Source organism: Streptomyces virginiae (genome assembly GCF_041432505.1).
Taxonomy (GTDB): domain Bacteria; phylum Actinomycetota; class Actinomycetes; order Streptomycetales; family Streptomycetaceae; genus Streptomyces; species Streptomyces virginiae_A.
The window spans coordinates 13,080-36,687 of record NZ_CP107873.1; the positions used below are offsets into that span (position 1 = coordinate 13,080).

A 23,608-nucleotide genomic window follows, 5' to 3' on the forward strand; every position below is an offset into this window, starting at 1 on the left:
ACAGGAAGAGCCCCGGAGATGAAACCGTACGACACTCATGCCACCGCTGACCTCTTTGCCCGCTCGGTCAGTGCCTTCGAGACGCTGATGCGCACCCTGTCGGGCACGGATGCGGGCGCGTGGACCCACGCCGAGCTGGAAGAACACCTCGACGCCGCCGGGCGGGAGCTGTTACGGCAGCTGCTGCAGGACCATTTGGACCTGCGTGCGATGCGCGAAGAACAGCCGGTCCGCGCCGGCAGCAGGCCTCTCGTGGTGGGGCCGGAGGGACGAGGCAGGCCCTGGCGGGAGACGGGACACTCCCGCTGGCTGGCCACTGTGTTCGGGCTGGTCCGCGTTGGCCGGGTTGCTCATCGGGGCCCGGGCGTCGGCAACGTGCACCCCGCCGACGCCGCGCTGTCACTTCCTGCGGGCCGGCACTCTATGGGCCTGCGCCGGCTCGCGGTCACCGAAGCCGTGCGCGGCTCGTTCGACCAAGCCCAGCAGGCGGTCGAGCGTCGCTGCGGGAAGGTGCTGGGCAAACGCCGACTCGAAGAACTGGTGGTCGCGGCCGCGGTCGACGCCGACAGCTTCTACCAGGCCCGGATCCCGTTCCCATGCAGCCGGCAGATGCCGCTGGTGGTCCAGGTGGACGGCAAGGGCGTGGTCATGCGGCCCGAGGCCCTGCGAGAGGCCACCCGCCGGGCCGCCGCGAAAGCCGCCAGCGGTCATCGCGGCCGGCTCGCGCCAGGCGAGAAGCCGAACCGGAAGCGGATGGCGACCGTGGCCTGTGTCTTCGACACCCGCCCGGCCCCCAGGCGCCCCCACGACGTGATCCACCCGCCCGGCGGCCGAAGGGGCGAACGCCCCGCTCGCCCGGGGCCGAAGGCCGAGAACAAATGGTGCACAGCCTCGCTGGTCCGCCCGCCCGCGCAGGTCATCGCCGACGCATTCGACCAAGCCCAGGCCCGCGACCCGAAGCATCTGCGGCCGTGGATCGTCCTCGTCGACGGCGCCCGTCATCAGCTTGACCTGGTCACCGCCGAGGCTGGCCGGCGCGGTGTCACGCTGCACGTGCTGCTGGACTTCGTGCACGTCGCCGAGTACGTCTGGGCCGCCGCCCACGCCTTCAACAAGCCCGGCACCACCGAGGCCGAAGGCTGGGCGGCCGACCATCTGACCGCGATCCTCGCTGGCCATGCCTCCCGCACCGCCGACCAGATGACCGCCCAAGCCGACCGGGAACACCTGTCGGCCGCCCGACGCGAGGCCGTCGACGCCTGCCACCGCTACCTGACCGGCCACCTCGACCAGCTCCGCTACGACACCGCGCTCAACAGCGGGTGGCCGATCGCCACAGGGGCGGTCGAGGGCGCCTGCCGTCATCTGATCGCTGATCGCCTCGACATCACCGGCGCCCGCTGGGGCCTGGACGGAGCCGAAGCCGTCCTACGGCTCCGCGCGGTCGTCGCCAACGGCGACCTCGACTCCTACTGGCGCTACCACGCAGCCCGCGAGCACGAGCGCCTCTACCCCGCGACCGACCAGCAGGAATACGACCTCATGGCTTGATTCGGGACTTGTCCGAAGACATAGAAATACCCAGCAGAGTTGACGTCCAAGGTGTCCTCGGGTCTCCTGCTGAGATGTCTGATCTTCGTATCCAGCGGCCGGACGGCGACGCCATGCTCAAAGACTGGCAGTACGCCCACAACGTGATCATTCCTACCCATTCCCTGTGCCTGGACGAAGTACGGGAACGTGCCCAGCGCCACCACCTGGAGATCGCGTATCTCGGTGACGATCTCGTGGGCTGCAGCACGGTCCGCCCGCCGACGGACGAAACACGGACGGCCACAGTCATCGCCCGAGTGCTCGCCCCTCACCGCAGGCAGGGGTTCGGCGGGGAACTCTATGCGCGCGGGGTCAACCGGGCACGGGAACTGGGGGCCGAGGTGATCGAGACCGTCGTTCTGTCCTCCAATGAGGACGGACTCCGGTTTGCGCTGAAGCACGGCTTCGTCGAGACCGAGCGATACCTGCTACCTGGAGACACGATCCCCTGGATCGACTTGCGGCTCTCCTGACTGGAACAGACCCGATGCGGGTTCACCACCCATCCGCACCTTCCCTTCAGAAGAGCCACACCCATCCGCGTTCCGCTCCCGCCACGCGGTCATGTGCTGGATGGCGGGTATGCGCCGGGCCCGGATCTGCTGGCGCTGGCGCAGCCGTCGGGTGGTGCGGCCGAGAGCGCGTTGCAGCGGACGCTGGCCACGCTGCGGGACGCGGTGGGTGCTGCGGTCTACGTCAGCAGCTACACCGACGGCGAGGTCCACATCTCGCGGCTGTCCGACGGCCCTCAGGCTCCTCGCGTCTACGAGTGCGTCGACTTCCGGTTCGCGGGGCATGCCAGTGCGGTCGGCAAGAGCCTGTTGCAGCAGCTGCCGTTCGAGGCTCGTATGGATCACCTCTCCCGGCGCCACCCCGTACGCCTGACCCCGCGGACCATCACCGACCCCGCCCGCCTGTTCCGCAGCATCGATCACAACGGTCCCCGCTCGGTGCAGTTCGACTGGCAGGAGTACTCCCCGCGCGAGGTGTGCGTGGCGGTGCCCCTCAGCTTCGGTCAGGCCGAAGCCCTCGCCTTGTCCCTGCCCGCCTCACAGCGCCACCGCCTCAAGGAAGCCGCCCAGACCCTCACCGACCAGTCCGCCACCGTGCTACTCAGCCTCCTCCTCAGCGGCAACCCGCCCGTCGAACCCGCCCCGGCACGGCATGGGGAGATCGCGGTCGTCCCGCCCACCGACGGACTGCTCCTCACACGAGCGGCGGCCATCACCGTGCGGACCGGACCTGCACCAAACCGGCCCGAACCCGCACACCCCACCCGCCCGCCCCAGCCACCTGCCGCCGGCACGCCAGCCCTGGACTGGTCCGATGTGGTCGACGACCTCAACGACCACGGCGTCCCCCTCACCCCGATCGCCGACACCTTCGCCGCCGCCATCTGACCCACCCCCTGCCACAGGCCTCGACCTCGGGCTCGCGATGCGAGCAGCGACCGGGAAGAGGCAGACGGTCCCCGATGCAACCACCAGGAGGTCCCCCATGCTGGGAACGGAGACAAGCAACAGGGGCACGACGCGGGCACCGCCCGGTGTGGTGCTCGACCAACGCGAGCCTGGCCGCCAGAGAAGGCGTGCCAGGCCAGCGTATCTACCCTCGGCTGCGCGCAGGCGGAAGAGGACTTCCTTGGCCGCATGGCTGTCGTGGAGGTCGGCGGGGGTGACCATCACGAACAAGGGAAGCCCGCGGGTGTCGACGACCATGTGGCGCTTTCGGCCGTTGATCTTCTTTCCCGCGTCGTAGCCGCGGGAGTCCTTGCCGACCGTCTCGGCGGCCTTGACGGACTGTGAGTCAATCACGGTGGCGACTGCCCTGGGGCCTTTGCCCATGTCGCGGCGGATCCGTCCGGCGAGGTGGTCGCGGATCTGGCCGGTCACACCGGCCGCGGCCCAGCGGGCCATGAAGCCCCAGACCGTGCGCCTATCAGTTACGTGGAATCACGTGCCGCAGGATGCGTCTCGTATCCTGCGGCGTCCCCATGGGCTGAGGAGGCGTGTTGGGCAGCGCGGTGGTGTTGGAGGAGAAATGGCCGGTCCTGAGCCGCCATGAGCGGGCGGCCGAGTGGCTGCGGGTGTGGACGGACCTCGGGCGGGCTCCGCGGACGATCGACGCCTACGCGCGAGGTCTGGCCGAGTACCTGCTGATCTGCGAGCGGGAGGACGTCGATCCGATCACGGCGGGCCGGCTGCACGTGGCCGCGTTCGTGAAGGACCTGTCCACGCGGCCGAGCCGCCGTGGAGCGAACGTGGTCGCGCTGGACTCCGGGGTGGGTCTGGCGAACGCGACCTTGCAGCAGCGGTTGGTGCCGGTCCGCCTGTTCTACGACTACCTGATCGAGGAAGGGCTGCGGGAGTCGAACCCGGTCGGCCGAGGCCGCTACACGCCAGGCCGGAAGTTCGGCAGCCACGAACGCGGCCTGGTGCCGCGCCTGGTGAAGCTGCCGTGGATCCCCAGCGAACAACAGTGGCTCGACCTGCTGGACGTCGTACGGGAGGAGTCGGCACGGAACCGGGTGATGCTCGCCCTGGCCTACGACGCCGCTCTGCGACGCGAGGAACTGTGCTCCCTGCGGACCGACGACGTCGATCCAGCCCACCGAACGCTTCGGATCAGGGCGGAGACGACGAAGACCCGCCGCGAGCGCGTGGTCCCGTACTCCGCGCCGACGGGCGTGCTGCTGTCCGGCTACCTCGCGCACAGGGCGACGATCAGTCGGGCCCGCGGCCCGCTGTTCCTGTCGGAGTCGCGCCGCAACCACGGTCAGCCGCTGAGCCTGTGGACCTGGTCGAAGGTGGTCCGCCGCGTCGCCCTGGCCGCCGATCTGCCGCGCTTCTCGACCCACACAACCCGCCACCTCTGCCTGACCGACCTGGCCAGGATGGGCTGGGAACTGCATGCCATCGCGACCTTCGCCGGACACCGCCACGCCGAGTCGACCATGCCCTACATCCACCTGTCCGGACGGGACCTCGCGGAGAAGCTGAACCGTGGCATGCAGCAGATCCACTCCTGGCGCATCGACATGCTCACCCGCGCCGGCCATCCGGGCGGGGTGAACCGTTGACGACGACGACCCCGGCGTTGTCCGCGGGCAGCGCGGATGCAGCGGACTGGATATGGCCGCTTGACCTCGCCCGCTACGACCGGCGAGCCCTGCTGACCCATGCCGAGTCGAAGGCGCTCGGTGCCCTGGGGATCGAGCAGGTCAGACGCCTGGGACTGACGCCCGCGGCAGCCCCGAGGCGGTTGGTCGAGCCGCTGGCCCACGCCCGGGACTGCCTCCGCTGGGCTCCAGGCACCGGCCACCAACGACGGTTCGCCCGCGACGCGGCCGGCCTTGTCCTGGTCCGCTGTGGTGAACTCGGCCGCAGCTACTGGGGCTGGTCCGACCAGGACTGGGCCGACCTGATCGACCGGTCCGGGGCCGAGTTCCGACGTCGGTGGGGCGGTCAGATCGGCCCGAACGCCCGCCCGTTCGTGATCGCCTACGCCTACCTCCTCGGCGGCTTTACCGCGTTCGAGCAGGTCGGACGCTTCCAGCGGCCCACTCTCGCCCACCGGGTCTTCGGCGAGAGCGCGGTCGACGCCGCGGTCGGGAAGGTTCTTGCGGTCCTCGGCGACTGGGGCTACCAGCGCCGTCCCAGCCGGCTCACCTCGGCGGTCTGCCAGATCCTGCTGCTGAACCGCAGTCCCCGGCTGGAGGCTCTGTCCACTCCGGCCCTGGACGCGGTCCGCGCGTCGGCGGCCATGCAGGAGAGCGAGTGGGCCAGCGACCTCCACGGGATCCACCGCGCCGTTGCTGCTCTCGGCCACGCCGATCCGCCGCCGCGGCCCCGGCACGGCCCCGGGCCCTCGGCGATCGAGGGTGCAACGGGCTACTGGGCCAACTGGGTTGAGCGCTGGCACGCGACCTCGACGCTGACGCCAGGCGGCTGCGGCGCCCGACTCGGCCCATGCTTTGCAGTCGTTGCGGTTGCCCGGGACGGGTTTGCCGACCGCGACGACCAGGCGGGTGTGGGCATCGATGACGACCTGGTGGTTGGTGGAGTACCTGTAGTTCTTGGACTGCGCGGCGATGGTGTGGTCGCGGGTGGGGACCAGAGTGCCGTCCACGATCAGCACAGCGTCCTTGCGGAACCGACGGCGGGGCCTGAGCGCGAGCAGCGGGCCGATGTGGTCGATGATCCGGTCGGCCGCCGACTTGGACACACCGAACAGCGGGGCGAGCTGCCGTAGCGTCAGGTTGGTTCGCCAGTAGGCGGCGACCAGAAGCACCCGGTCCTCCAGCGGCAGTCTCCACGGCCGGCCTGGCCGCACCGTGTCGGCGCCCTCGCGGCGCATGGCCGTCACCAGCTTTCGGAAGTCCCGCACGCGCAGCCCGGTGAACGGGGCTATCCAGGAAGGCTCTGACGCCGTGATCACACCAGCCATGTCAAGATCATTCCACTGCTTCAAGCTTCTGCTGCGCGTAGGCAGCCCGGCAGCGTTCTACCTGCTCGGTGACCTGCTCCATGAACCAGCGCATGATCTCGTAGGGGATGACGTGCTCGTCATGGCTGTGGATGTGGACGGTCGGCTCCAGTGTCGGATCCTCGTCGGGGACGAACGCCGCGAGGAAGGCCACCCCGGGTCGGTGACTCATGGTGTTCGGGATCTCGGCCCACGCGGCCGGCGCGGGTACGGCCTCGCTCAGCTCTATGGTCCAGGCGTCGTCGGGCCCGGCGTAGAGGGACTGGATGGCGTAGCGACGGCCCGCGTGTTCTCGCAACTCTGACATGTCCGCAGGCTGCCAGAGCTGCCCGTCCGGAGTCCCGTCGATATCCGGAGCCTCGGCTACGTGACTCAACCAGCCTTTACGGGACAGCCCTTACGCAGGCAAAGAGGCTCCGGTTGAAGGGGTGACCTTCCCAAGTCGCCCTGTACAACCGGAGCCTCGATGTGTCGTCAGTCTGCCACCGTCTGTCTGACCAAGACGCCGTCCCGTCAACACCGCGCCGTCCCCGCACCGGCTGAGCGGCTCTGTCATCTGACCGACCCCCGTGATCGACGCGGACGGCGCCACACCCTGGTCTCCGTTCTGCTCACCGCGGCAAGCGCGGTCCTGGCCGACGCCCGCTCCTACCTGGCCGTCGGCCAGTGGGCCCGCCACGCTCCCCAGGACGCCCTCGAACGACTCGGCATCCGTCCGGGCGGGCCGTTCGCAGTGCGTCGCGCCCCCTCCGCCTCCACTCTCCGCCGCGTGCTGACCCTGGTATGCCCCGGCGCCCTGGCCGACCTGCTCGGAAGCGACCCTGCGGGGGCCGCATCAGTTGCGGTGGACGGTAAGACCGCGCGCGGCTCGCGCACTGATACCGCTCCGGCCGCCCACCTGCTGTCGGCCGTCGTACCCGGTGGACGCACCGTCAGCCAGCTGCGGGTACCGGACAAGACCACCGAGGTCACCGGCTTTACACGCCTGCTGGCACCGTTCGACCTGACCGGCGTGGTCGTCACCGCCGACGCCCTGCACACGCACCGCGAACACGCGAAGTGGCTGGTGGAGGCGAAGAAGGCGCACTACCTGCTGATCGTCAAGGGAAACCAGCCGGGTCTGGCCGCCGCGCTGCGTGCGTTGCCGTGGAAGGAAGTGACCTCCCGCCGCTACGACCGCGAGGCCGGGCACGGCCGGCGCGAAACACTCGGTCCGCACGCTTACGGTCACCGATCTGGGCCTGGACTTCCCACACACGGTCCAGGCGGCGAAGATCCTGCGGCACCGCACCGACATCAAGACCGGCACGGTCACCCGGCAGACTGTCTACGCGATCACCGACATGACGGCCCGTGAGGCATCGCCACAGGCCATCGGCCGCCTGGCCAGGTCGCAATGGGAAATCGAGGCCCTGCACCATGTCAGGGACGTGACGTTCACCGAGGACGCTTCGAAGATCCGGGCCGGGCGCGGCCCGGAGAACATGGCCACGCTGCGGAACTTCGCCATCACCACCCTGCGGGACGCGGGCCACCGCAGCATCGCCGCCGGCCTACGGGAAACCTCCTACGCCCCCTTCACACGCCCACTGGACCTCCTCGACCTGGCCTGACCAGCAACCCAACATGATCATCTGGACTTTGAATCAGCCCTGAACACCCAGCTGACCTGCACAGTTCTCAACCGACACGCAACAACCCCAGATCAAGCCGCACCTGACGCCGCAAAGCCGCTCGCACATGAACCTGCAACACCCCAACTCACCGAGCCACGGATACCGCAAATCCCCTCCCCCTCAGCGACACGTTGCAGAACACCCGGAGGCCCGACTACGCCGTAGCCGGGCCGTCACGGAAAGGAGGATCCCATGGTCTGTCGCGCCTGCCTGCACGTCCTCCTTTGCGACACGGTCGTCGCCTTCATCAACCTTCTCAGATGTCTACCGCCGGCGTTCGGCCCGGGAAATCGGGTGGAAGCCCATATGGTGCAACATCCCCTGTAATCAACCCGGCCAGGTAGTCAGTCAGCGATCCCTGAAACTCGGACCAATCATCGTTAGCCCCGGCCACCACGATAGTCCAAGAGTTTGGGCTATCCCCTGTGGTGCGCCAGTAGAAACTATCGCCGTCGCAGGAGTCCCCCCACATGATCAGGCCGCCCGGCTCGGGGTACGGAGTGTACCCCTGAGACATCCCAGACATCCAGAGCGAATCCAGTGGCGCGAGGACATCGAGCCGACCCGAACCCCATCGCTCCTCGTCGCCACGGTCAGGAATGTGCACGGAGAGGAAATCGTCAATAACGAAGGAGGGATATGAATTCGCTAGGTCGACATAGTCGTCGGGAAAAAGGGTTCCCAGCCGGGACGCAATCGCTATCCAATCGATCCCCCTATCCGTGGACTTGATTCGAACCAACCCAGACAAAGCGCTCTCTAGCGCGCGAAGCGTCAACAAGTCACCTGCGTCCCTGGCCTATTATTCACGCGAACCCCAGAAAATAGGACTCCCTTGGCGGTGTACGCATTCATAACTATCGCCGTAGGTAGATTCTTTCGCCCGTCACCATATTCGAGTCGACCGGAATACAGCACCGCATTACCCTTTTCTAGCGATTCCGCCATCCTGTTCTCGCACTTCTTCATACCGCCGGCATTCATCTCCTTGAATCCAGTGAATATGTTCTCCTTGATCCAATCCCCATGGAATCGGTCTCCAATTATGTGACTTCGATCGAAGATCCAGACATTATCCCTATCTCTCTTCGCAAGGTATCCTGGAGGATTCCAAGACCCCTTCTTAGGGCCTCGAGAATTGGGCCCCTTGAGATCGGTGGGGCATATAAGAGCAGTTGCCCCGCTCGGGGTTCCCTCGTCCCCCAAAGGCTGGTACCGGTACCGCTCTGTTCGGTCTCGGCTGCAGGGATCCTCGTCTTCGGTAGTGATTCCAGGCGAGTTGGGGTCGTCCGCAAAGGCTGCTGCTGCCTGTGCTGCCTCCTCCGGGGTGTATCCGAACGCGCCAAGCTTCTCCATTATCTGCTCAGATGTGAACTGCTGCAGATAGCCAGCGTCGATGGTCCAGCGATCATGGACCGCTGCCAGGTTTGCCTGAATCTTAAGTTCAGAGGCGGGGTTGTTGGGGTTCTGCGGCGGCGGGGGCGGAGGCGGAGGTGAAAACGGGGGCGCCAGCGGGTGTGACCGCGGGGGACCACATCTGGTGTAGCAGCGTCTGCCACCGCCACCCCTTGACCCGCTTGCGGCCTCTCCGATCTCCTCGCGGGAGCTCGCACTGGGCCCTGAACCGTTGCCGCACAACCAGTGGGTGCAGCGACTCCCCCCTCCGAAAATACCGAAGCCACTATCGCGGTGCGATTCGGGAGCGTACGCCGGCGTCGGGGCCAGAACCTCCATGGCGACGCGGACGGAGATGCCGATGGGGTTGAACCTGACTCCCCACGAAAGTGCTGTGAAGGCTGTATTCCAATAGCTCCCGGCTGGGGGTTGAATGCGCCCTGGGGCCAGGTTCCGTGTGTTTTCCCTGGTTATGGTGTCGTGCCCGGTGGGGTCGATGAAGTTGAGGGGGCTTGCGTTGGCGTAGGTGTAGCGGTTGGCCTGGACCGAAGGGTTGGGGTCGAGTTGCCAGGTGTCGCGGCTGGTGAAGCTGCCGATGCCGGGCTGGTACCAGCGGGCGGCCATGTTGATCTCGCCGCTGGCAGTGTCGGTCCAGCCGGACTGGTAGCCGAGGTTGGGGTTGGTTCCCTGGCTGGCGGTGGTCTTCCCGAAGGGGTCGTAGGTGCGGGAGCCGGCGACGGCGGTGCCGTCGGGCGCCAGGCTGGCGACGAGGTCGGTGTGCTGGTCGGTGACAGCGAGGCGGGCCGCCCCAGCCTGGCCGGTGACCCCGGTGGACAGGACGGTTCCGTCAGGCTGACGGGTGTAAGTGGTAGTGCCGTCGGTGACCAGGTGGTTGGAGCCGCCGTCGTAGGTGAAGGCGGTGCCGTTGTGCGTCATGACGCGGTCGAGGCTGTCGTAGGTGAAGGTGCTGGTGCCGTTGGTGATGGTGCGTTCGAAGGCGTCGGTCTGAATGGTGCGGGTGGCACCGCCTGCGGTTTCGGTGATGGTCTTCTCGGTGCCGCGGGCGCTGTAGGCGTAGGTTTCGGTGCCCCAGGTCTCCAGGCGGTTGCGGGAGTCGTAGGTGCCGGTGGTGTTGCCCCGCTTGGTGAGGTTGCCGGCCTTGTCCCATTCGAAGGGGGTGGTGGAGGTGCCGTCGCTCCAAGAGGTCATGCGGCCGGCGAGGTCGTACGTGTAGGTGTTGTCGGCCGCACCGGTCGTGCCGGTGGTGGTCTTCCTCACCAGTTGGTCGGCGAGATCGTAGTCGTAGGCCTGGCCCTGGACGTCGCCGCCTGCGGTGCGGGTGACGGTGTCCTTGGTGAGGCGGCCCAGGCTGTCGTAGTTGTAGGCGCGCTTGGCGGTGGGCGTGTAGCTACCGCCGGTTCCGGGGCGTGCGTACTGCTGGAGTGTGGGGCGGCCGGCCGCGTCGAAGTCGGTCTGTATCTGGGTGCCGGTGAGCGGGTCGGTGACAGTGTCGAGTCGGCCGCCCATGTCGTAGGTGAACGCAGTGGTGCCGGAGGCGTCCTTGCGGGACGTCATGCTGCCGTCGGCGTCATAGGTGTACGCGGACTTGCCCGACGGGCCATTGGTGGTGAGGAGCTGTCCGCGGTCGTTGTAGGTGTAGGTGTTGTCGGCCAGGACGCCGTCTCCGCCGGAGCCTGTCATGCGGCCTGCGAGGTCGTAGGAGAGGGTGCGGGGGCGGGTGGCTGCTGCGGTGCCGCTGCCGGTTTCGTTGGTGAGGCGACCGAGGGCGTCGTAGGTGCGCTGGCGCTTGACGTTGCCGGGCAGGAGTTGGCTGACCGGCTGGCCTGCGGCGTCGTAGGTGGTGGTCCAGGTGCGGACGTCGGGGTTCCAGTGCTGGGTGGTGGGCGGTTCGATCGTTGATTCGGGCAGGCCCCATGGGGTGAACGTGTAGTAGGTGGCCTTGCCGCGGCCGTCGGTCAGGCGGGTCTGGTTGCCCGCCGCGTCGTAGCCGAAGGTGGTCGTGATCGATTCGGTGGCGTTGACGGGCTCGGTCTGCTTGGTCTTGCGGCCGAGCGCGTCGTAGGTGTAGGTGCGGCGGGACCCGGTGGCAGAGGTAGAGGCCGTGATGTTGCCGTCGGCGTCGTACTCGGAGGAGACCGTGCGCAGGGCGGTGGTCCCGGTTCCGAAGTCGGTGATCGTGAGGGGCATGCCCATGGCGTCGTACGTCGTGGTGGTCTTGCGGGCGGTTGCGTCCTTGGTTTCGATGGTGCGGCCGAGGCGGTCGTAAACAGCCCGGGTGATGCCGCCCTGGGGATCGGTCACCGTCAGGGCTTCGCCCGCGGTGCTGTGCGTGGCTGTTGTTCTGCGGCCGGCAGGTGTGGTGGATGACGTCTGGTTGCCCGCGTCGTCCCAGGTGTAGCGGGACACCAGGTTCTGGAGGGTTGGCTTTCGTTCGACTGTGGTCGCGGTGAGCTGGCGGCCGAGTTGGTCGTGGGTGGCTTCGGTGCGGGCGCCGGTGGGGTCGGTCGCGGACAGGGGCAGGCCGGTCGGTGTCCAGGTGTAGGTGCTGACGCCGCCGCCGGAGAGGGACGTGCTGGTGCCGTTGAAGGTGGTGGCTCCCGGGGCCTGGAGACCCGTCGCCGATCCGAGCGGGGGATCGGTCTTGCGGATCAGGTTGCCCAGCTGGTCGTAGTCGAAGAGTGTGGCCCGTCCAAGGGGGTCGGTCTGCGACGTGGGGCGGCCGAGCTGGTCGTAGGCGGTGCGTGCCACTGCGGTGATCTTCGTGCCGCCCGGCGGGGTGTAGTCGGGGAGCGTGACTGCGGTGGGCCGGCCCAGTTTGTCGGTCTCGGTACGGGTCACCATGCCGCGCGCGTCACGCGTCTCGGTGGCCTCGGCGAAGGTGTTGTAGCCGGTGAGAACCTTGGGTGTGACGGCGCTGGCCGTTCCGCCGTTCTCCTCGGCCTGGACCTGCGGCGCGGTCTGCTCGACCAGCCGTCCGAGTGTGTCGTAGCGGTTGGTGGTGGTGTTGCCCCGCGGGCTGACTTCGGTGAGCGGGAGGCCGCGCTGGTCGAAGGTGGCCGAGCTGGTGCGGGTGCTGGCGCCGTCGGTGACGGTGGACTTCTTGGGGTTGCCGCCTGCGTCGTACTCAGTCGTGATGGTGAGCTTCTTGCCAGAGTCGTCGATGGACTGCGTCGACTCGGTGACCCTGTCGTCGCCGTCGTAGGCCATGGTCGTCACGCGGTTGAGACCGTTGGGGTCGATCGCGGTGCGTGTGGTGCGGCCGGTGGCGTCGACGGTGCTGGTCACCGTCGTGCGGCCGCCGCCGGTGGTCTGCTGGGTGAGGTGGCCCGCGCCGTCGTATTCGTTGGCTTCCAGGACGATGTCGTGCTTGCTGCCGTCGGACTGGGTGACGTCCTTGGCTGTGACCTTGGCCTTGAGGCCGTCGTCGAAGTAGGTGAACGCGGTGGTGGCGCCCATGGCATCGGTCGTGGAGGCCAGGCGGCCTGCGGGGTCGTAGGAGTGGGAGGCCGTGACCAGGTCACGTGTCTGGCCGGAAGGATCGCCCGTCCAGTTCTTGAGGACTGTCTCGGCGACCTGGCCGCGCAGGGTGTAGGCGTATGTGGTGACGTTGCCCATGGGGTCCGTCTCGCGGTTGATCCGCCCCAGCGCGTCGTGCCCGTACGTGACCTCGTTGCCGGCCGCGTCGATGCGGCTGTCGTTGAGGCCCCGCGTGTTGTAGCGGTAGGCGTTGGTTCGCTTCGGGTCCCCGCCGGTGGTGTCCTCGACCGACTCCGTCAGGAGGTTGCCGTCGTCGTCGTAGGTGCGTGAGGTGCGGGCGGTGTGGGTGACACCGGTGATCTCGTTCTTGACGCCTGGCCCGGTCTCGGAGGTGATCCGGGACATGGCGTCGTACGTGAACCCGGTCGTAACTCCCCCGGGCTGGGTCGTCGATATCTCGGTCTCGGTCGCCGTCCGGCCGATGCCGTCATAGGTGTACTTGGTGATGAGACCGGAGGCAGCCGTCGACTGTGCTGTGTCCCCGCTCGCGTAGTACTCGTACGAGACGGTGGCTCCGCCCGGCGTCTTGCGGGTGGCGACGAGCCCCGCGGGGGTGTTTCCGCCGCCGACAGCGGGCTCACTGCCTGTGGTGTAGGTGGTCTTCGAGGCGCGGCCGTCGGCGAGCGTGACGGCGTCGGTCAGACCGAGTGATGTGTACGAAGTGGTTGTCCTGTAGCGGTCGTCGGACGCGCCGGTGGAGCGAGCGTCCCGTACGGCTGTCGGCTTGCCGTTGCGGGGGTCCAGGGGGTCTGCGGCGTTGTAGTGGTACTCGGCGAACGAGGTCCAGCAGGAATCCGCGTCACGGCATTTCGTCGTCGAGACGGTGTTGCCGCGCTCGTCGTGGCCGGTGACGGTCGCATGGCCGTTCGGGTCGGTGACGGTGTGGAGGAAGCCGCCCGTGTCGTAGGCGTACGTCGTCACGCCGCCCTCCGCGTCGGTCGATGCGGTACGGCGCTGGCCGCGGACAGCGTCATAGGTGCTGGTGGTCTTGGCACCCATGGGGTTGGTGACCGTGACGGTCGACGAGAGGGAGGAACCCGAGGCGAGGGTGCGGGCGTTGTAGTGCTTCGCGATCTGCTCGCCCGTCAGGGGGCGGGGGTAGACGGCGACCTCGTCGAGCTGACCGGTGAAGTAGGTGATGCCGTCACCTGGGGAGGCGGGCCAGCCCATGGTGTAGCCGGCGCCGATATAGGTGTGCTTGTTGGTTTCGTGGTCGACGGGAACGTTGGTGGCCTGGGCGACCTGTGTGCCGTCGAGATACAGCGTCTGGGTGGACCCCTGGGCGGTGAGGACTGCGTGGTGCCACTGGTTGTCCGTCACCGTGCCCGGTGAGGTGTTGGTGGGCGTGATGCCCGGGGTGAGGTACTGACCGTGGAGCTTGTTGTCAGCGCCTACGTAGAGCACGGGTGCATAGTTGACCGACGCCTGAGGGAGCGGCTGGCTCTGGTTGCTGAGGAGAACACCAGGCCGGCTGGTCTTGAACCAGAGCTCGACCGAGAGGTCGGTGTCGGGGATGATCCCGGCCCCGGGAAACTGTGCGTAGCCGTCGCCGGTGAATTCGGCCGCGGTGCGGTCGCCGCTTCCGAAGGTGCCGGGGGTGGCGAGTTTTGCCTTGGTGTAGGTGCCGTTGCCGCCGGTTGCGGTGATCTTGTTGGTGACGCGGGTTCCGGTGGTCTCGTCGAGCTGCCAGTAGCTGGTGGGGGTGTCCGCCATGACGGCGCCCTGGTACTGGTCGCCGCTTCCGGTGACGAGGCGGGTGCGGGCCTTGTAGTGGTCGGCGACGGTGGCGGCGTCGAGTTCCTTGTTGTAGAACGCGGCCTCGTCGAGCTGGCCGGAGAAGTAGCGCGTGCCTTCCGCTTGCCCGTCCCAACCCCAGGTTGAGTAGCCGGCGCCGAGGTAGGCCTGTACGACGGTCTCGGGCTTGACGGCGCCTGCTTGGAAGCCGACCTTCGCGCCGTCCAGGTACATGGTCTGGCCTGCGGCGCCGCCGGTGAGTGCGACGTGGTGCCATTGGTTGTCGGTCACCGGTTGGCTGCTGGTGATCGAGGTGCCCTTGGTGCCGCGCCACAGTTCTCCGCGGAGTTTTCCGTCGGCGTCGATGAGGAGGCTGGGGTTGTACTGGGTGGGCCTGGCGCCGAGTTCGGCGTTCTGGAGTCCGACGAGGACTCCATTGGGCTTGTCGGTGCGGAACCACATCTCGACGGCGAGAGTGGTTGCGCCGTCGATGGTTTCGGCGGGGACGTCGACGGCGCCCTTGGTGCCGTCAAGGGTGATCGAGCCGTCGTCTCCGTCGAGGAAGGCACCGACCGAGCCGAGGGTGACACCGTCGTGGTACGAGCCGTTTCCGCCGCTGGATATCTCGTCGGCGGCGGCCGCTCCGCTGGTGTCGCCCAGGCGCCAGTAGTTGACCGGGCTCGTCCCCTGGACGGCGGATGCGTAGGCCTGGGAGCCCGCGGAGTAGCGGGGTGCGGAGATCTGCCAGGTGCCGCCCGAGGCGTCGGTGACCTGGGTGGCCCGCTCGGTGTCGCTGTCGTAGACGATCTGTGCTGCGGTCCGGCCTGAGGGCAGTTTGGACTTGGTCAGCTTGGACGTGCCGGTGCGTGCGTCGTAGTGGGCGCGGACCGTGCCCGCGTCCAGGGCGCGGTGGTAGACGGCGACGTCGTCCATGACGCCGTTGAAGTAGCGGACCTCCTGGGCGGGGTTGCCGTCCCAGCCCACGCTGGAGAAGCCGGCGCCCAGGTAGGTGAACGTCTTGGCGCTGTGGTCCACGGTCCCGGTGCGCGAGCCGACGCTCTGACCGTCGAGGTAGAGGGTCTCGCCGGTTCCGCTGCTGGTGAGGACCGCATGGTGCCATGTCCCGTCCGTGACCACGGCCGTCGAGGCCATCGGGTCTTTCCATTCGCCGGCCAGCTCGAAGCCGCCACGAAGCTTGCCGGAGGCATCGATGACGAGGGCCGGGTTCCACATGTACGGCTTGCCGTCGGTGATCCGCTTGTCCTGGAAACCGAGGAGGACGCCGGGCTTGGTGGTCTTGAACCACAGCTCGGCGGTCAGGATCTTCGAGGAGGAGAGCGTGGCTTCGGGGAGCTCGACGTAGGAGGTGGTGCCGTTGAACGTGGTCGCCTTGTTGTCGGTCCCGGTCAGGACTCCAGGGGTGCCGAGGGCGACGTTGCGGTAGCGGCCGGCGTTCAGGCCCGTGCGCGAGACCGCCTCGCTGGCGGCGGCCGAGCCTTCGGCCTCGTTCAGGCGCCAGTAGGAGACAGGGTTGGCGTCGAGGACGGTGCTGCGGTACTGGGAGGCGCCGGTGTACTCGTAGACGGAGCAGGCGGTCGTGGAGGTGGGCGGGCAGACCTTGGTGAGGCGGCCGTTGCTGTAGGTGTAGGTCCAGGTGAGCGCCGGAGCGCCGGGGCCGACGGCGTCGGTGGAGACCGAGCTGATCCGGCCGCCGCTCCAGGTGAAGGTGAGCGCGCGCTTGGACAGGGCGTCCGTTGCCTTCGTCAGCAGCCCGCCGGTGTAGGTGAGGAGCTGCTCGCGGCCGTGGCCGTCGGTGGTCTTGGTCAGCAGACCGGTGGCGTCGAAGGTGTACAGAGTGGCGCTCGCGTCGCGCAGCGTCCATCCGCCGCCCGGTACGGCGGTCAGGATGCCCGTCGAGCCGGAGGGTGCGCTGTAGGTGCCGTCGTTGTTGCGGCCGAAGCGGACCTGGCTGCCGTTGGCGAGCGTGATGAGGACGTTCCCGTCGGCTTCGGCCTTGGCGCGCATGTCCCAGCGGGTGGCCCAGCCCGTGCCGAAGGCGTTGCCCTGGCGGGGGTCCTGCGAGTTGTAGGTGCGGGTGACGGCGAGTTCCGGTCCGATGACCGGCACGGCGGCGTCGGTGGCGGCGGTCGCGTAGTTGCCGGCGCGCTCGCCGAAACTGCGGCCGCTGTCGGCGCCCCCGAGGTGCGAGGTGATCACGGGCTGCGGCACCTGGGTCGTCAGGACGGAGGCGCCGGGCTGGTTGGACTGGGCCTGTCCGTCATTGGCGTACGCGTACCACGCGTACCTCTTGGACCAGGTCAGCCAGCCGCTGGGCACCATCCAGCTCCGGGAGGAGCTGGACGGCGACTGGCGGCAGTTCTTGCGGGTGTCGGCGCCTTCGACCTCGCACACCTCGAACATGTACGTCAGGGTGCTGTTGGGGTAGTAGTCCTTGTCGGTGGCGGCGGCCCACAAGGTCGGGGTCAGGGTGTCGCTGAGAACACCGCTCGCCGGTGCCAGACCTGTCAGCTGCGGCGGAATGTTGACTGCCTCGAAGCGGACGGCTGCGCCCGGCACTCCTGCCGCCTGGAACGAGCTGGCTCCGTAGTCGTCCATGGTCCACACCAGCGTGTATGTCGCCGGGGCGAGCGGAGCGATGGTCGCGTCCAGCGTGACCGAGGCGCCGGGCGGGACGTCGTGCGGCATGGCGGTCCAGCGGATCTTGCTCCAGTAGTCCCCACCGACCAGGTTGTTGTTGGCGTCGTAGAGGTCGTAGCGGAGCTTGATGTTGCCGCCGGCGGGCCAGGTCTGCTGTCCCTTGTTGGTGACGGTGACCTTGAAGGTGCCTTCGGAGGTGGCGGTCATGGGCCTGACGAAGCCGCCGAGCTGGTAGGTGGCACCGTACTTGGTCCACGTCACGTTCAGGCTGGGCTTACCGGAGCCTCCGTTGGCCTCGGCGCTGTCGGAGTGGAACTGCTTCCAGCTGTAGGAGTCCGAGGTCGAGGCCTTCACCGCCAGGCCGTAGTTCGCCCTGCGGCCGTGGGTCCAGTCGTCGACGAGCTGTCGCCCCGATTCGCCCAGGGAGATGCTCTCCCAGCCCGGGGCGCAGTTCCAGCTGGTGGCGCCCGCAGGCCGCCAGCCGTGCGCGAAGGACTTCGAGCCCAGTGCGGGCCCCGTGGCGGGCCCGGGCATGGTCGTGGTCGAGGACTCGGACCAGTTCGAGGTGATCTCGTGGATGGTCACCGGCCGGGCGTTGCAGGAGTAGGACCAGGAGTTCCACAGGCTCAGGTCGGCGGCGATGACCCACGCGTTGTTCAGGCTGCTGGTGACGTTGTCGAAGCGGAGGAACGCCGCGGCCTTGGAGGCACCGCCGTCGGGGGTGCCGACCTTGAGGAGGTCGCTGCTGGAGTTGTTCGCGTTGTACGGCGACTGAACATAGGTGCCGGAGTTCGCACGGACGCCGGTCACGTCGACCGACGGGTCCACCTTCACCGGGTAGACACGTTCCGGGGCGGCCAGCCACTGGGCGTCCAGGGTCACCACGAGGACCTGGCGGCCGCCCTCGGTGGCGAGGCTGTACTTCACGCCGGCTGAGATCGCGCCCTCGTTGGAGCGCTCACCGATGTTGGAGTCCTCCATCCAGCCGGTGGGCATCCAGCCGCGCTCAGTGCCCTCCGCGTCGAGGTATACGACGTTTCCGTTGGCGTCCAGCTTGGCTGTCAGGCCGGAGAGCTCCAGCGGGAACCGCCACTGGGTCGGGGCGCTCTTGTCCTTGAGGACGAGCGTCTCCTTGATGGAGTCGGCGCCCGCCACGAGTTCGACATCCGATGACGGACGCGCATCCGGGTAGGTGATTTTGCTGCCCGCCACCTGGCCCTGCGAGTGTGCGACGCCCTCGATCGCGTATCCGAGGGAGTACTTCCCCTCGACTCCGAGACGCACAAGCGGCTTTCCGTCCGCGTGCTCGGCGAAGAACACCGGGTCGTCCGTCGCCCGCGGCTCCCATCCGGAACTGGAGGCGCTCATCGCCCAGGCGCCCTTGGGGCGCGCCAGGGAGGTGTCGATCGCCTTCCAGCCTCCCCCAGGGGAGAGGAAGTTGACCTGCTCGTCGTAATACTGCGTGGTGTAGGTGCCGTCCTCGTTACGGAAGGTACGAGAGCGCTGGTCACGCTTGTCGAGCTGCTCGACGCTGCGCTTGGGGTCGAACCCGGCCGGCGCGGCCTGCTTGGGCGCCTCGACAGGCTTGATCTGTGGAATCTTCGCCTGCGGCTCGCCACCCAGTTCGACTGGAGCCGCTCCCGCAGCGGGCATCAGCTCACCGGGAGCCTTCTGCGCCCCGCGGCGGCCTCCTTCGGCGTCGGCGTCCGTGGCGTCCCCCGAGGCGTCATGCCCGCGCCCGCGCGCCGAGCCCCAGGCCTGTTCCGGGCGCTCCCCAGCGCCCGGAACCTTCTTGGCGATGACCCACTGGTTGACCGCCAGCGCGGCCTGCTCCGTGCCGGCAAGAACAGCCATGACGAAAGCGATGACAACAACGAACGGACGCGCGATGCGCACGGAAAGCCCCCACCCAAGCGATCAAGAGGGGGCCAGTTCTATTCGCAGAACAGACCTCGAACAAGTCCGCCCGATGCTCCACGAGCCAAGCAGTCAAGGGCCTCGGCACCAATAAATCGAAGAAAATCTCGATTAACTGACCCACCGTCAAGCATCTTGAACCATCGCAACGAGATAAACATCACGGCATATCCGGGAACCGGATGCTCCGTCCCAACCCGGCTGAATCCTCGACTTCAGAACACCTCACCCCGGCTTGACGCCACCGGTACGACCGCAAAGGGGGTAGCACTTGACGCACCCTCACCAGGGCCTCGGGGGGCGTGGCGCGGGCCCACACCCGTCGTCGACGTTGCGAAGTTGTCCGGCATCGGCCTCGCCCGGGTTGCGCTGCACCAGGCCACCCGGGAGGCTGCCATGATGCAAGGCAACAGCCAGACCCGTACTCCGCCCGCCTCCGTCCGCGCGCCGTGCAGCGCGACGGGCGGGAGCCGGCCGGGTCCGGCGCCGTGCTCCAGGGCCTGCTGGGTGACCGGGCCTGGGAGCTCCTGGCCGCGATGGCCCCGGCTACTCGTCGAACAAGCGCAGCACGGTCGGCGTCCGGACGGATGCGCGAACTCCGGTGGCCGGCCACGGACACACAGAGCTCCATCCCCCGCCGATGCGCTCCCGCCAGCCGTTCGGTGACGGCGGTACCAGGAGCAGCCCGAGGCAGCCCGGAAACAGCGGGGAGCAGCCTTCCGGCCGAACCTAACCGCGAACCCCCGGAACAGGGCCGCGGGAAGGAGCCCGCTGGGGGGATCGGTGAAATCGGCGGCGACGACTTCGACCGTGGGAGACACCCCACGCCAACCCGCGTGACGTTCGTGCCGCTGGAGCTGCTGACCGAGGGGGCTTGGCCGCCAGTGCCGGAGTTCCCCATGCCTCAGTGATCAGAGGCTGAGAGGGTGAGCCCGTACGACTCGGAGCCGAGGAGCACGGAGGCCCCCCATTGATCATCCTGGACGCGAACATCATCAAGGGGACATCCCTACGGGGGCCCGTCGCGGACATACTCCGCGCCATCCGGGCCGCAGGCGTAGAGCGCGTAGCCACGCCGTGGATCGCCGTCGAGGAGATCGCCGCACAGCAGGCCCTCATCTACAAGGAGAAGCACCAGGCGGCCATGGACGCGGTGGACGCCCTGCGGAAGGCCACCCCCTGGGAGCACGTCAACCACCCCAGGCAGTGGTCGGCCGATCATGTCCGTAGGCACTGGCGGGATCGGTACTCATCCATCACGGAAGTTCTGGAGACGTCTCACGCTGCCTACCAGCAGGCCATGTTCCGGGAGACGAACCAGATCGCCCCGTGTAAGACGGTCAACAGCGGCAGCTACAAGACCGGGGCCCGGGACGCCGCGATCTGGCTGACGGCGGTCGAGTACGCGAAGGCGCACAAGGACGAGACCATCTACTTCGTCAGCAACGACTCGGACATGTCCGAGGACGGCAAGTTCCTGCCGGAGATGCAGAAGGACATCATCGGCATGGAGCACCGGTTCCACCTGTTCACGTCGCTCGATGGTGTCGTCACGAAGTTCGCCACAGAGGTGGAGGCCAGCACGAGGGACGTTCGCGAGCTTCTGGACACCGAGGAGAACCGCCAGACGGTGCTGGCCGAGACGAGGACCGCAGCCAGGCGGTACCGGATGGTCATCGGCACGCCGATGCCCTCGGCCTTCAACGGTGACGGGCGGAGGGCCTCCGGGACCACCTCCAACTGGTTCCCGTCGGCGGTAGTGCTGGACAAGGTGCTGGAGGTGAGCGGCCAGGAGGTCGGCGGACACCACTGGTTCACGGCCTGGGTGCGGTGGCTGCTCAGGGACGACAGGGTCATCCATGGCGAGGTGCACGAGCGGGCTTATGCCTGGGAGACGCGGGTCCTGCTGAGCACGGCGGCGGACCAGGCCATGACAGTCCTCGACTTCCGTCGGCCGGGCCCAATCTCGGCCGAGGACGTCCCCAACGTGCTGGCGCTCCCCCAGACAACGGAGGAACACCTAACGCATGTAGGGAGAGCGCACCTTGCCGCCTTGATGAACACACCGGCGATGCAGGTCACCCTAGGCCGCCTTGTGGCGCAGCTCGGCTCAGACCTGTCGCCGGTCGAGGACGCGATCCGCGCCGCCCTCGACAACACCGCAGCGGCCCGAGAGCTGAACGACCAGATAGCGGAGGCCCTCCGCGACCTGCCGGAGGAGCCAGAGCCCCCGATCGCCTAGCGGCCCTCGGCATCCTGTGTGACCCGCTCAACTTCTGGCGCCTCAGGTCAGGCCTGCGGCGGTCGCCTTCAGCCGACGCAGACGCTGGCGGATGGCAGCCGGTTTCACCTTGAAGTGCTCCGCGATCTCGGTGGTGGTCTTGCCCTCGTACAGCATCTGCGCGACCTCCCGGTCCGGCGACTTGAGCTTCTTGAAGAAGTTCGTGACGGTCTCGTTCTCCTCGACGAGGCGTGCGACGTCGTGCTCAGCGTGGGGGATGTCGAGCGGCGAGAGCTCTTCGGGAGTGACCCCCATCGGTGCGACACGAGCGTCGATGGCAGACCTTCGGACCCACGCGCGGTAGACGTTGGCAAAACTGAGAACCGCTGCACCGATGAAGTACGTCGTGAGCGCCCCCTTCTCCGGGTCCCACTGGTCGTCCTTCAACTGCTTTCGGAAGAGCGTCAGAGCGGCGAGCACGGTGTCCGCCGCCAGCTCGTCGCGCTCCTCGAAGCTGCTCTGCAGCCGCTCGCGGGCCACCGGATCGGTCGACAAAGGCCGGCCGGCCGCTTCGGACCGGTTGAAGATCTCCCCCGTCCGCATCCAGTACCTGAGCACCTGAAGCGCGTACTCGACGAGGGGCGTCTCTACCATTTCCTGCTGGCGCCCCTGGAATCCGTTCTCACGCAGGATCTCGACCAGCGCACGATCCGCCTCCCGACGGTCCTCAGAGAACCGGGGGCGGTCGGGCGCGGGCGCCGACCGGGACGAACCCCGGCCGGCGTCTGCGGATGGAGCCAACTTGCTCACGACGCGGCTAGCGCCTGCGGTGGAACAGCGCAGCGATCACGCTGAGCGCCTGAAGCGCCTGGTCGGGGTCCAGGAGCCCCGCCGCCACCAACGTCATGAACATCAGGACGACACCGACCAGGGCCTGTGCGTCTCGGTCGTCATCGTTGCCCGCCCCGGGAGCACCCCAGGGCACCACGTTTGCAGCCATTGGCTGTCCTACTTCCGCTAGATGATGTTGGTATCGCATGACTTCCCTGACGCCCGCCGCTTCTTGGCCAGAAAGCGAACGCCTGGTGCTCGCCCGGGGGTTGCACCGGAGGAGCTAATCGGAGACCCTACACACCGTCAGCTCTCGTGGGCAACTACGGACAACGCAACCGCTCCCCAGACCACCGGACGCGTGGGGGGAGTGAATTGACGGTCTGTAGTTTTTCGAGGGCCCGCTAGAAGTTCGGCCAAGAAGCTCAGCGGGCCCCCGTGCGATACCAAGTCACCCATGGATGGCTTGATGTAGAGAGGCATAGGTGCGTGCAACCTCTACACAGAACGCGAATGTGACCTACCTCACATTCACTATCCATTCAGGGCGCTGATCAGCGGAAACCTCCGGCCCGCACTCCTGGAACGCCGAGGCAGTCCGCCGTACGGCCAGGTCGACGTCAGGCGGCCGCCGCTGAGGACGGACCCCGTTGGGGCGCGGGTCCCGGGCGCGACCCGACGCCCGGGGCGGGACCGAGGAGCGCGGGTCTGGCGATGTCGCGGATGACTGCGACGACGCGCACCTGGGAAGTCCACCCGAGGCGGACGATTTGATCGAACTCGACCCTGCGCACGCCGAGCCGGACGGCGGCCTGGTCCGGGCCCAGGGGGACGTGGTGGTCGAGCAGCGCCGGCAGGTCGCGGCGGCGGGCGAGGGCGGCCACCTGGTCCGGGTGGACGTCGGGCCACGCCGCGTCCCCTCTGAGCCAGACCAGCAGGCCCGCCTTCACCAGGTGGCCGACCGCTGCCGCCGTCACCCGCGTCCGGCACCGCGGCAGCGGCTCGCCCAGGGCTTCGGTCAGCCGGTCCGCCGCCTGTCCTGCGCCCATCGGCCCGCGCAGCGCCGCACGGACGCCCTCCGCGTCCACCGCCTCGACCGCAGACCGCGACCACTGCCCCGACCCCGCGTCCGCTGGCCGGACCAGTCCGGACCCTGCAGCCCACCGCCAGGCGGCCAACGGGACTGCGAGCCTCCCAGCCGCCGCCTGCTCGTCGTAGAACTCCCGCTGCTTGCCCATCACGAACTCCTCTCCGGCCCCATCTGGAGCCACGCCCGAAAGATTGCGAAAGATCCCTCGTGTTGCTAATTGCCCATTTTTGTCGGGGAGTTGGGGGCGCACCGCAAGATCCCCGCCCACGTACGCGAGGGGGAAATTCACTCCTGCGGGTGAACCGGAGCCGGTCGGGCAGGCCGGTGACCGATGGCTCGGTGCAGCGCGTGCCGGGTCGGCGCCGCTTCGGCGGCGCGCTCGCCCCGAGGCATGGCCGGCCCGTACGGCGGACTGCATCGACGGCAGCGCGCCAGCTGTCGCGGGCCGGG

The 23,608-nt window shown here is 68.1% G+C and carries 12 protein-coding genes and 2 pseudogenes; 7 read left to right on the forward strand and 7 right to left on the reverse strand.

All coding sequences use genetic code 11. The annotated features are described in order from the left end of the window. The first annotated feature begins 18 nt into the window (after positions 1 to 18). The 3 genes from OG624_RS42225 (at position 19) to OG624_RS42235 (ending at position 2,993) form a co-directional block, all read left to right on the forward strand. The gene (locus OG624_RS42225) at positions 19 to 1,551 is read left to right on the forward strand and encodes an ISKra4 family transposase (RefSeq protein ID WP_331719580.1); all 1,533 of its coding nucleotides are present in this window, start codon (positions 19 to 21) and stop codon (positions 1,549 to 1,551) included. 74 nt (positions 1,552 to 1,625) lie between these two features. Beyond that, the gene (locus tag OG624_RS42230) at positions 1,626 to 2,066 is read left to right on the forward strand and encodes a GNAT family N-acetyltransferase (RefSeq protein WP_331719581.1); all 441 of its coding nucleotides are present in this window, start codon (positions 1,626 to 1,628) and stop codon (positions 2,064 to 2,066) included. Between the two features lie 93 nt (positions 2,067 to 2,159). Next, positions 2,160 to 2,993: an IclR family transcriptional regulator domain-containing protein gene (locus OG624_RS42235; protein ID WP_331719582.1), complete on the forward strand. Its 834-nt coding sequence runs from the start codon at positions 2,160 to 2,162 to the stop codon at positions 2,991 to 2,993. 195 nt (positions 2,994 to 3,188) lie between these two features. Here OG624_RS42235 and OG624_RS42240 read toward each other — a convergent pair. Next, positions 3,189 to 3,527 (reverse strand): annotated as a pseudogene (locus OG624_RS42240) (transposase); the annotation flags it as partial. 77 nt (positions 3,528 to 3,604) lie between these two features. Here OG624_RS42240 and OG624_RS42245 point away from each other — a divergent pair. Beyond that, complete coding sequence (locus OG624_RS42245) at positions 3,605 to 4,672, forward strand: tyrosine-type recombinase/integrase (RefSeq protein ID WP_331719753.1); 1,068 nt, start codon at positions 3,605 to 3,607, stop codon at positions 4,670 to 4,672. Positions 4,673 to 5,535: 863 nt separating this feature from the next. Here the strand turns inward: OG624_RS42245 and OG624_RS42250 are convergent. Both OG624_RS42250 and OG624_RS42255 read right to left on the reverse strand, forming a co-directional pair. Further along, a pseudogene (locus OG624_RS42250) lies at positions 5,536 to 6,039 on the reverse strand (transposase family protein); the annotation flags it as partial. A gap of 7 nt (positions 6,040 to 6,046) precedes the next feature. After that, complete coding sequence (locus tag OG624_RS42255) at positions 6,047 to 6,385, reverse strand: hypothetical protein (protein WP_331719583.1); 339 nt, start codon at positions 6,383 to 6,385, stop codon at positions 6,047 to 6,049. Between the two features lie 159 nt (positions 6,386 to 6,544). Between OG624_RS42255 and OG624_RS42260 the strand changes: the two genes are divergently transcribed. Beyond that, positions 6,545 to 7,435 carry an ISAs1 family transposase gene (locus OG624_RS42260; RefSeq protein WP_331719584.1) on the forward strand — a complete coding sequence of 297 codons (891 nt, stop codon included), beginning with the start codon at positions 6,545 to 6,547 and terminating at the stop codon, positions 7,433 to 7,435. Between the two features lie 73 nt (positions 7,436 to 7,508). After that, a complete protein-coding gene (locus OG624_RS42265; protein ID WP_371640961.1) occupies positions 7,509 to 7,691 on the forward strand; it encodes a hypothetical protein in 183 nt (60 codons plus the stop codon). Between the two features lie 837 nt (positions 7,692 to 8,528). Here OG624_RS42265 and OG624_RS42270 read toward each other — a convergent pair. Beyond that, a complete protein-coding gene (locus tag OG624_RS42270; protein ID WP_371640962.1) occupies positions 8,529 to 18,953 on the reverse strand; it encodes a LamG-like jellyroll fold domain-containing protein in 10,425 nt (3,474 codons plus the stop codon). Between the two features lie 1,033 nt (positions 18,954 to 19,986). Between OG624_RS42270 and OG624_RS42275 the strand changes: the two genes are divergently transcribed. Then, positions 19,987 to 21,258: a PIN domain-containing protein gene (locus OG624_RS42275; RefSeq protein ID WP_331719588.1), complete on the forward strand. Its 1,272-nt coding sequence runs from the start codon at positions 19,987 to 19,989 to the stop codon at positions 21,256 to 21,258. Positions 21,259 to 21,300: 42 nt separating this feature from the next. On the opposite strand, the gene OG624_RS42280 is transcribed toward OG624_RS42275, so the two are convergent. The 3 genes from OG624_RS42280 to OG624_RS42290 form a co-directional block, all read right to left on the reverse strand. Continuing rightward, complete coding sequence (locus tag OG624_RS42280; protein ID WP_371640963.1) at positions 21,301 to 22,047, reverse strand: sigma-70 family RNA polymerase sigma factor; 747 nt, start codon at positions 22,045 to 22,047, stop codon at positions 21,301 to 21,303. 7 nt (positions 22,048 to 22,054) lie between these two features. Further along, positions 22,055 to 22,237, reverse strand: a complete 183-nt coding sequence (locus OG624_RS42285; protein WP_331719590.1) for a hypothetical protein — start codon at positions 22,235 to 22,237, stop codon at positions 22,055 to 22,057. 451 nt (positions 22,238 to 22,688) lie between these two features. After that, the gene (locus OG624_RS42290) at positions 22,689 to 23,339 is read right to left on the reverse strand and encodes a hypothetical protein (protein WP_371640965.1); all 651 of its coding nucleotides are present in this window, start codon (positions 23,337 to 23,339) and stop codon (positions 22,689 to 22,691) included. Positions 23,340 to 23,608 lie beyond the last annotated feature (269 nt).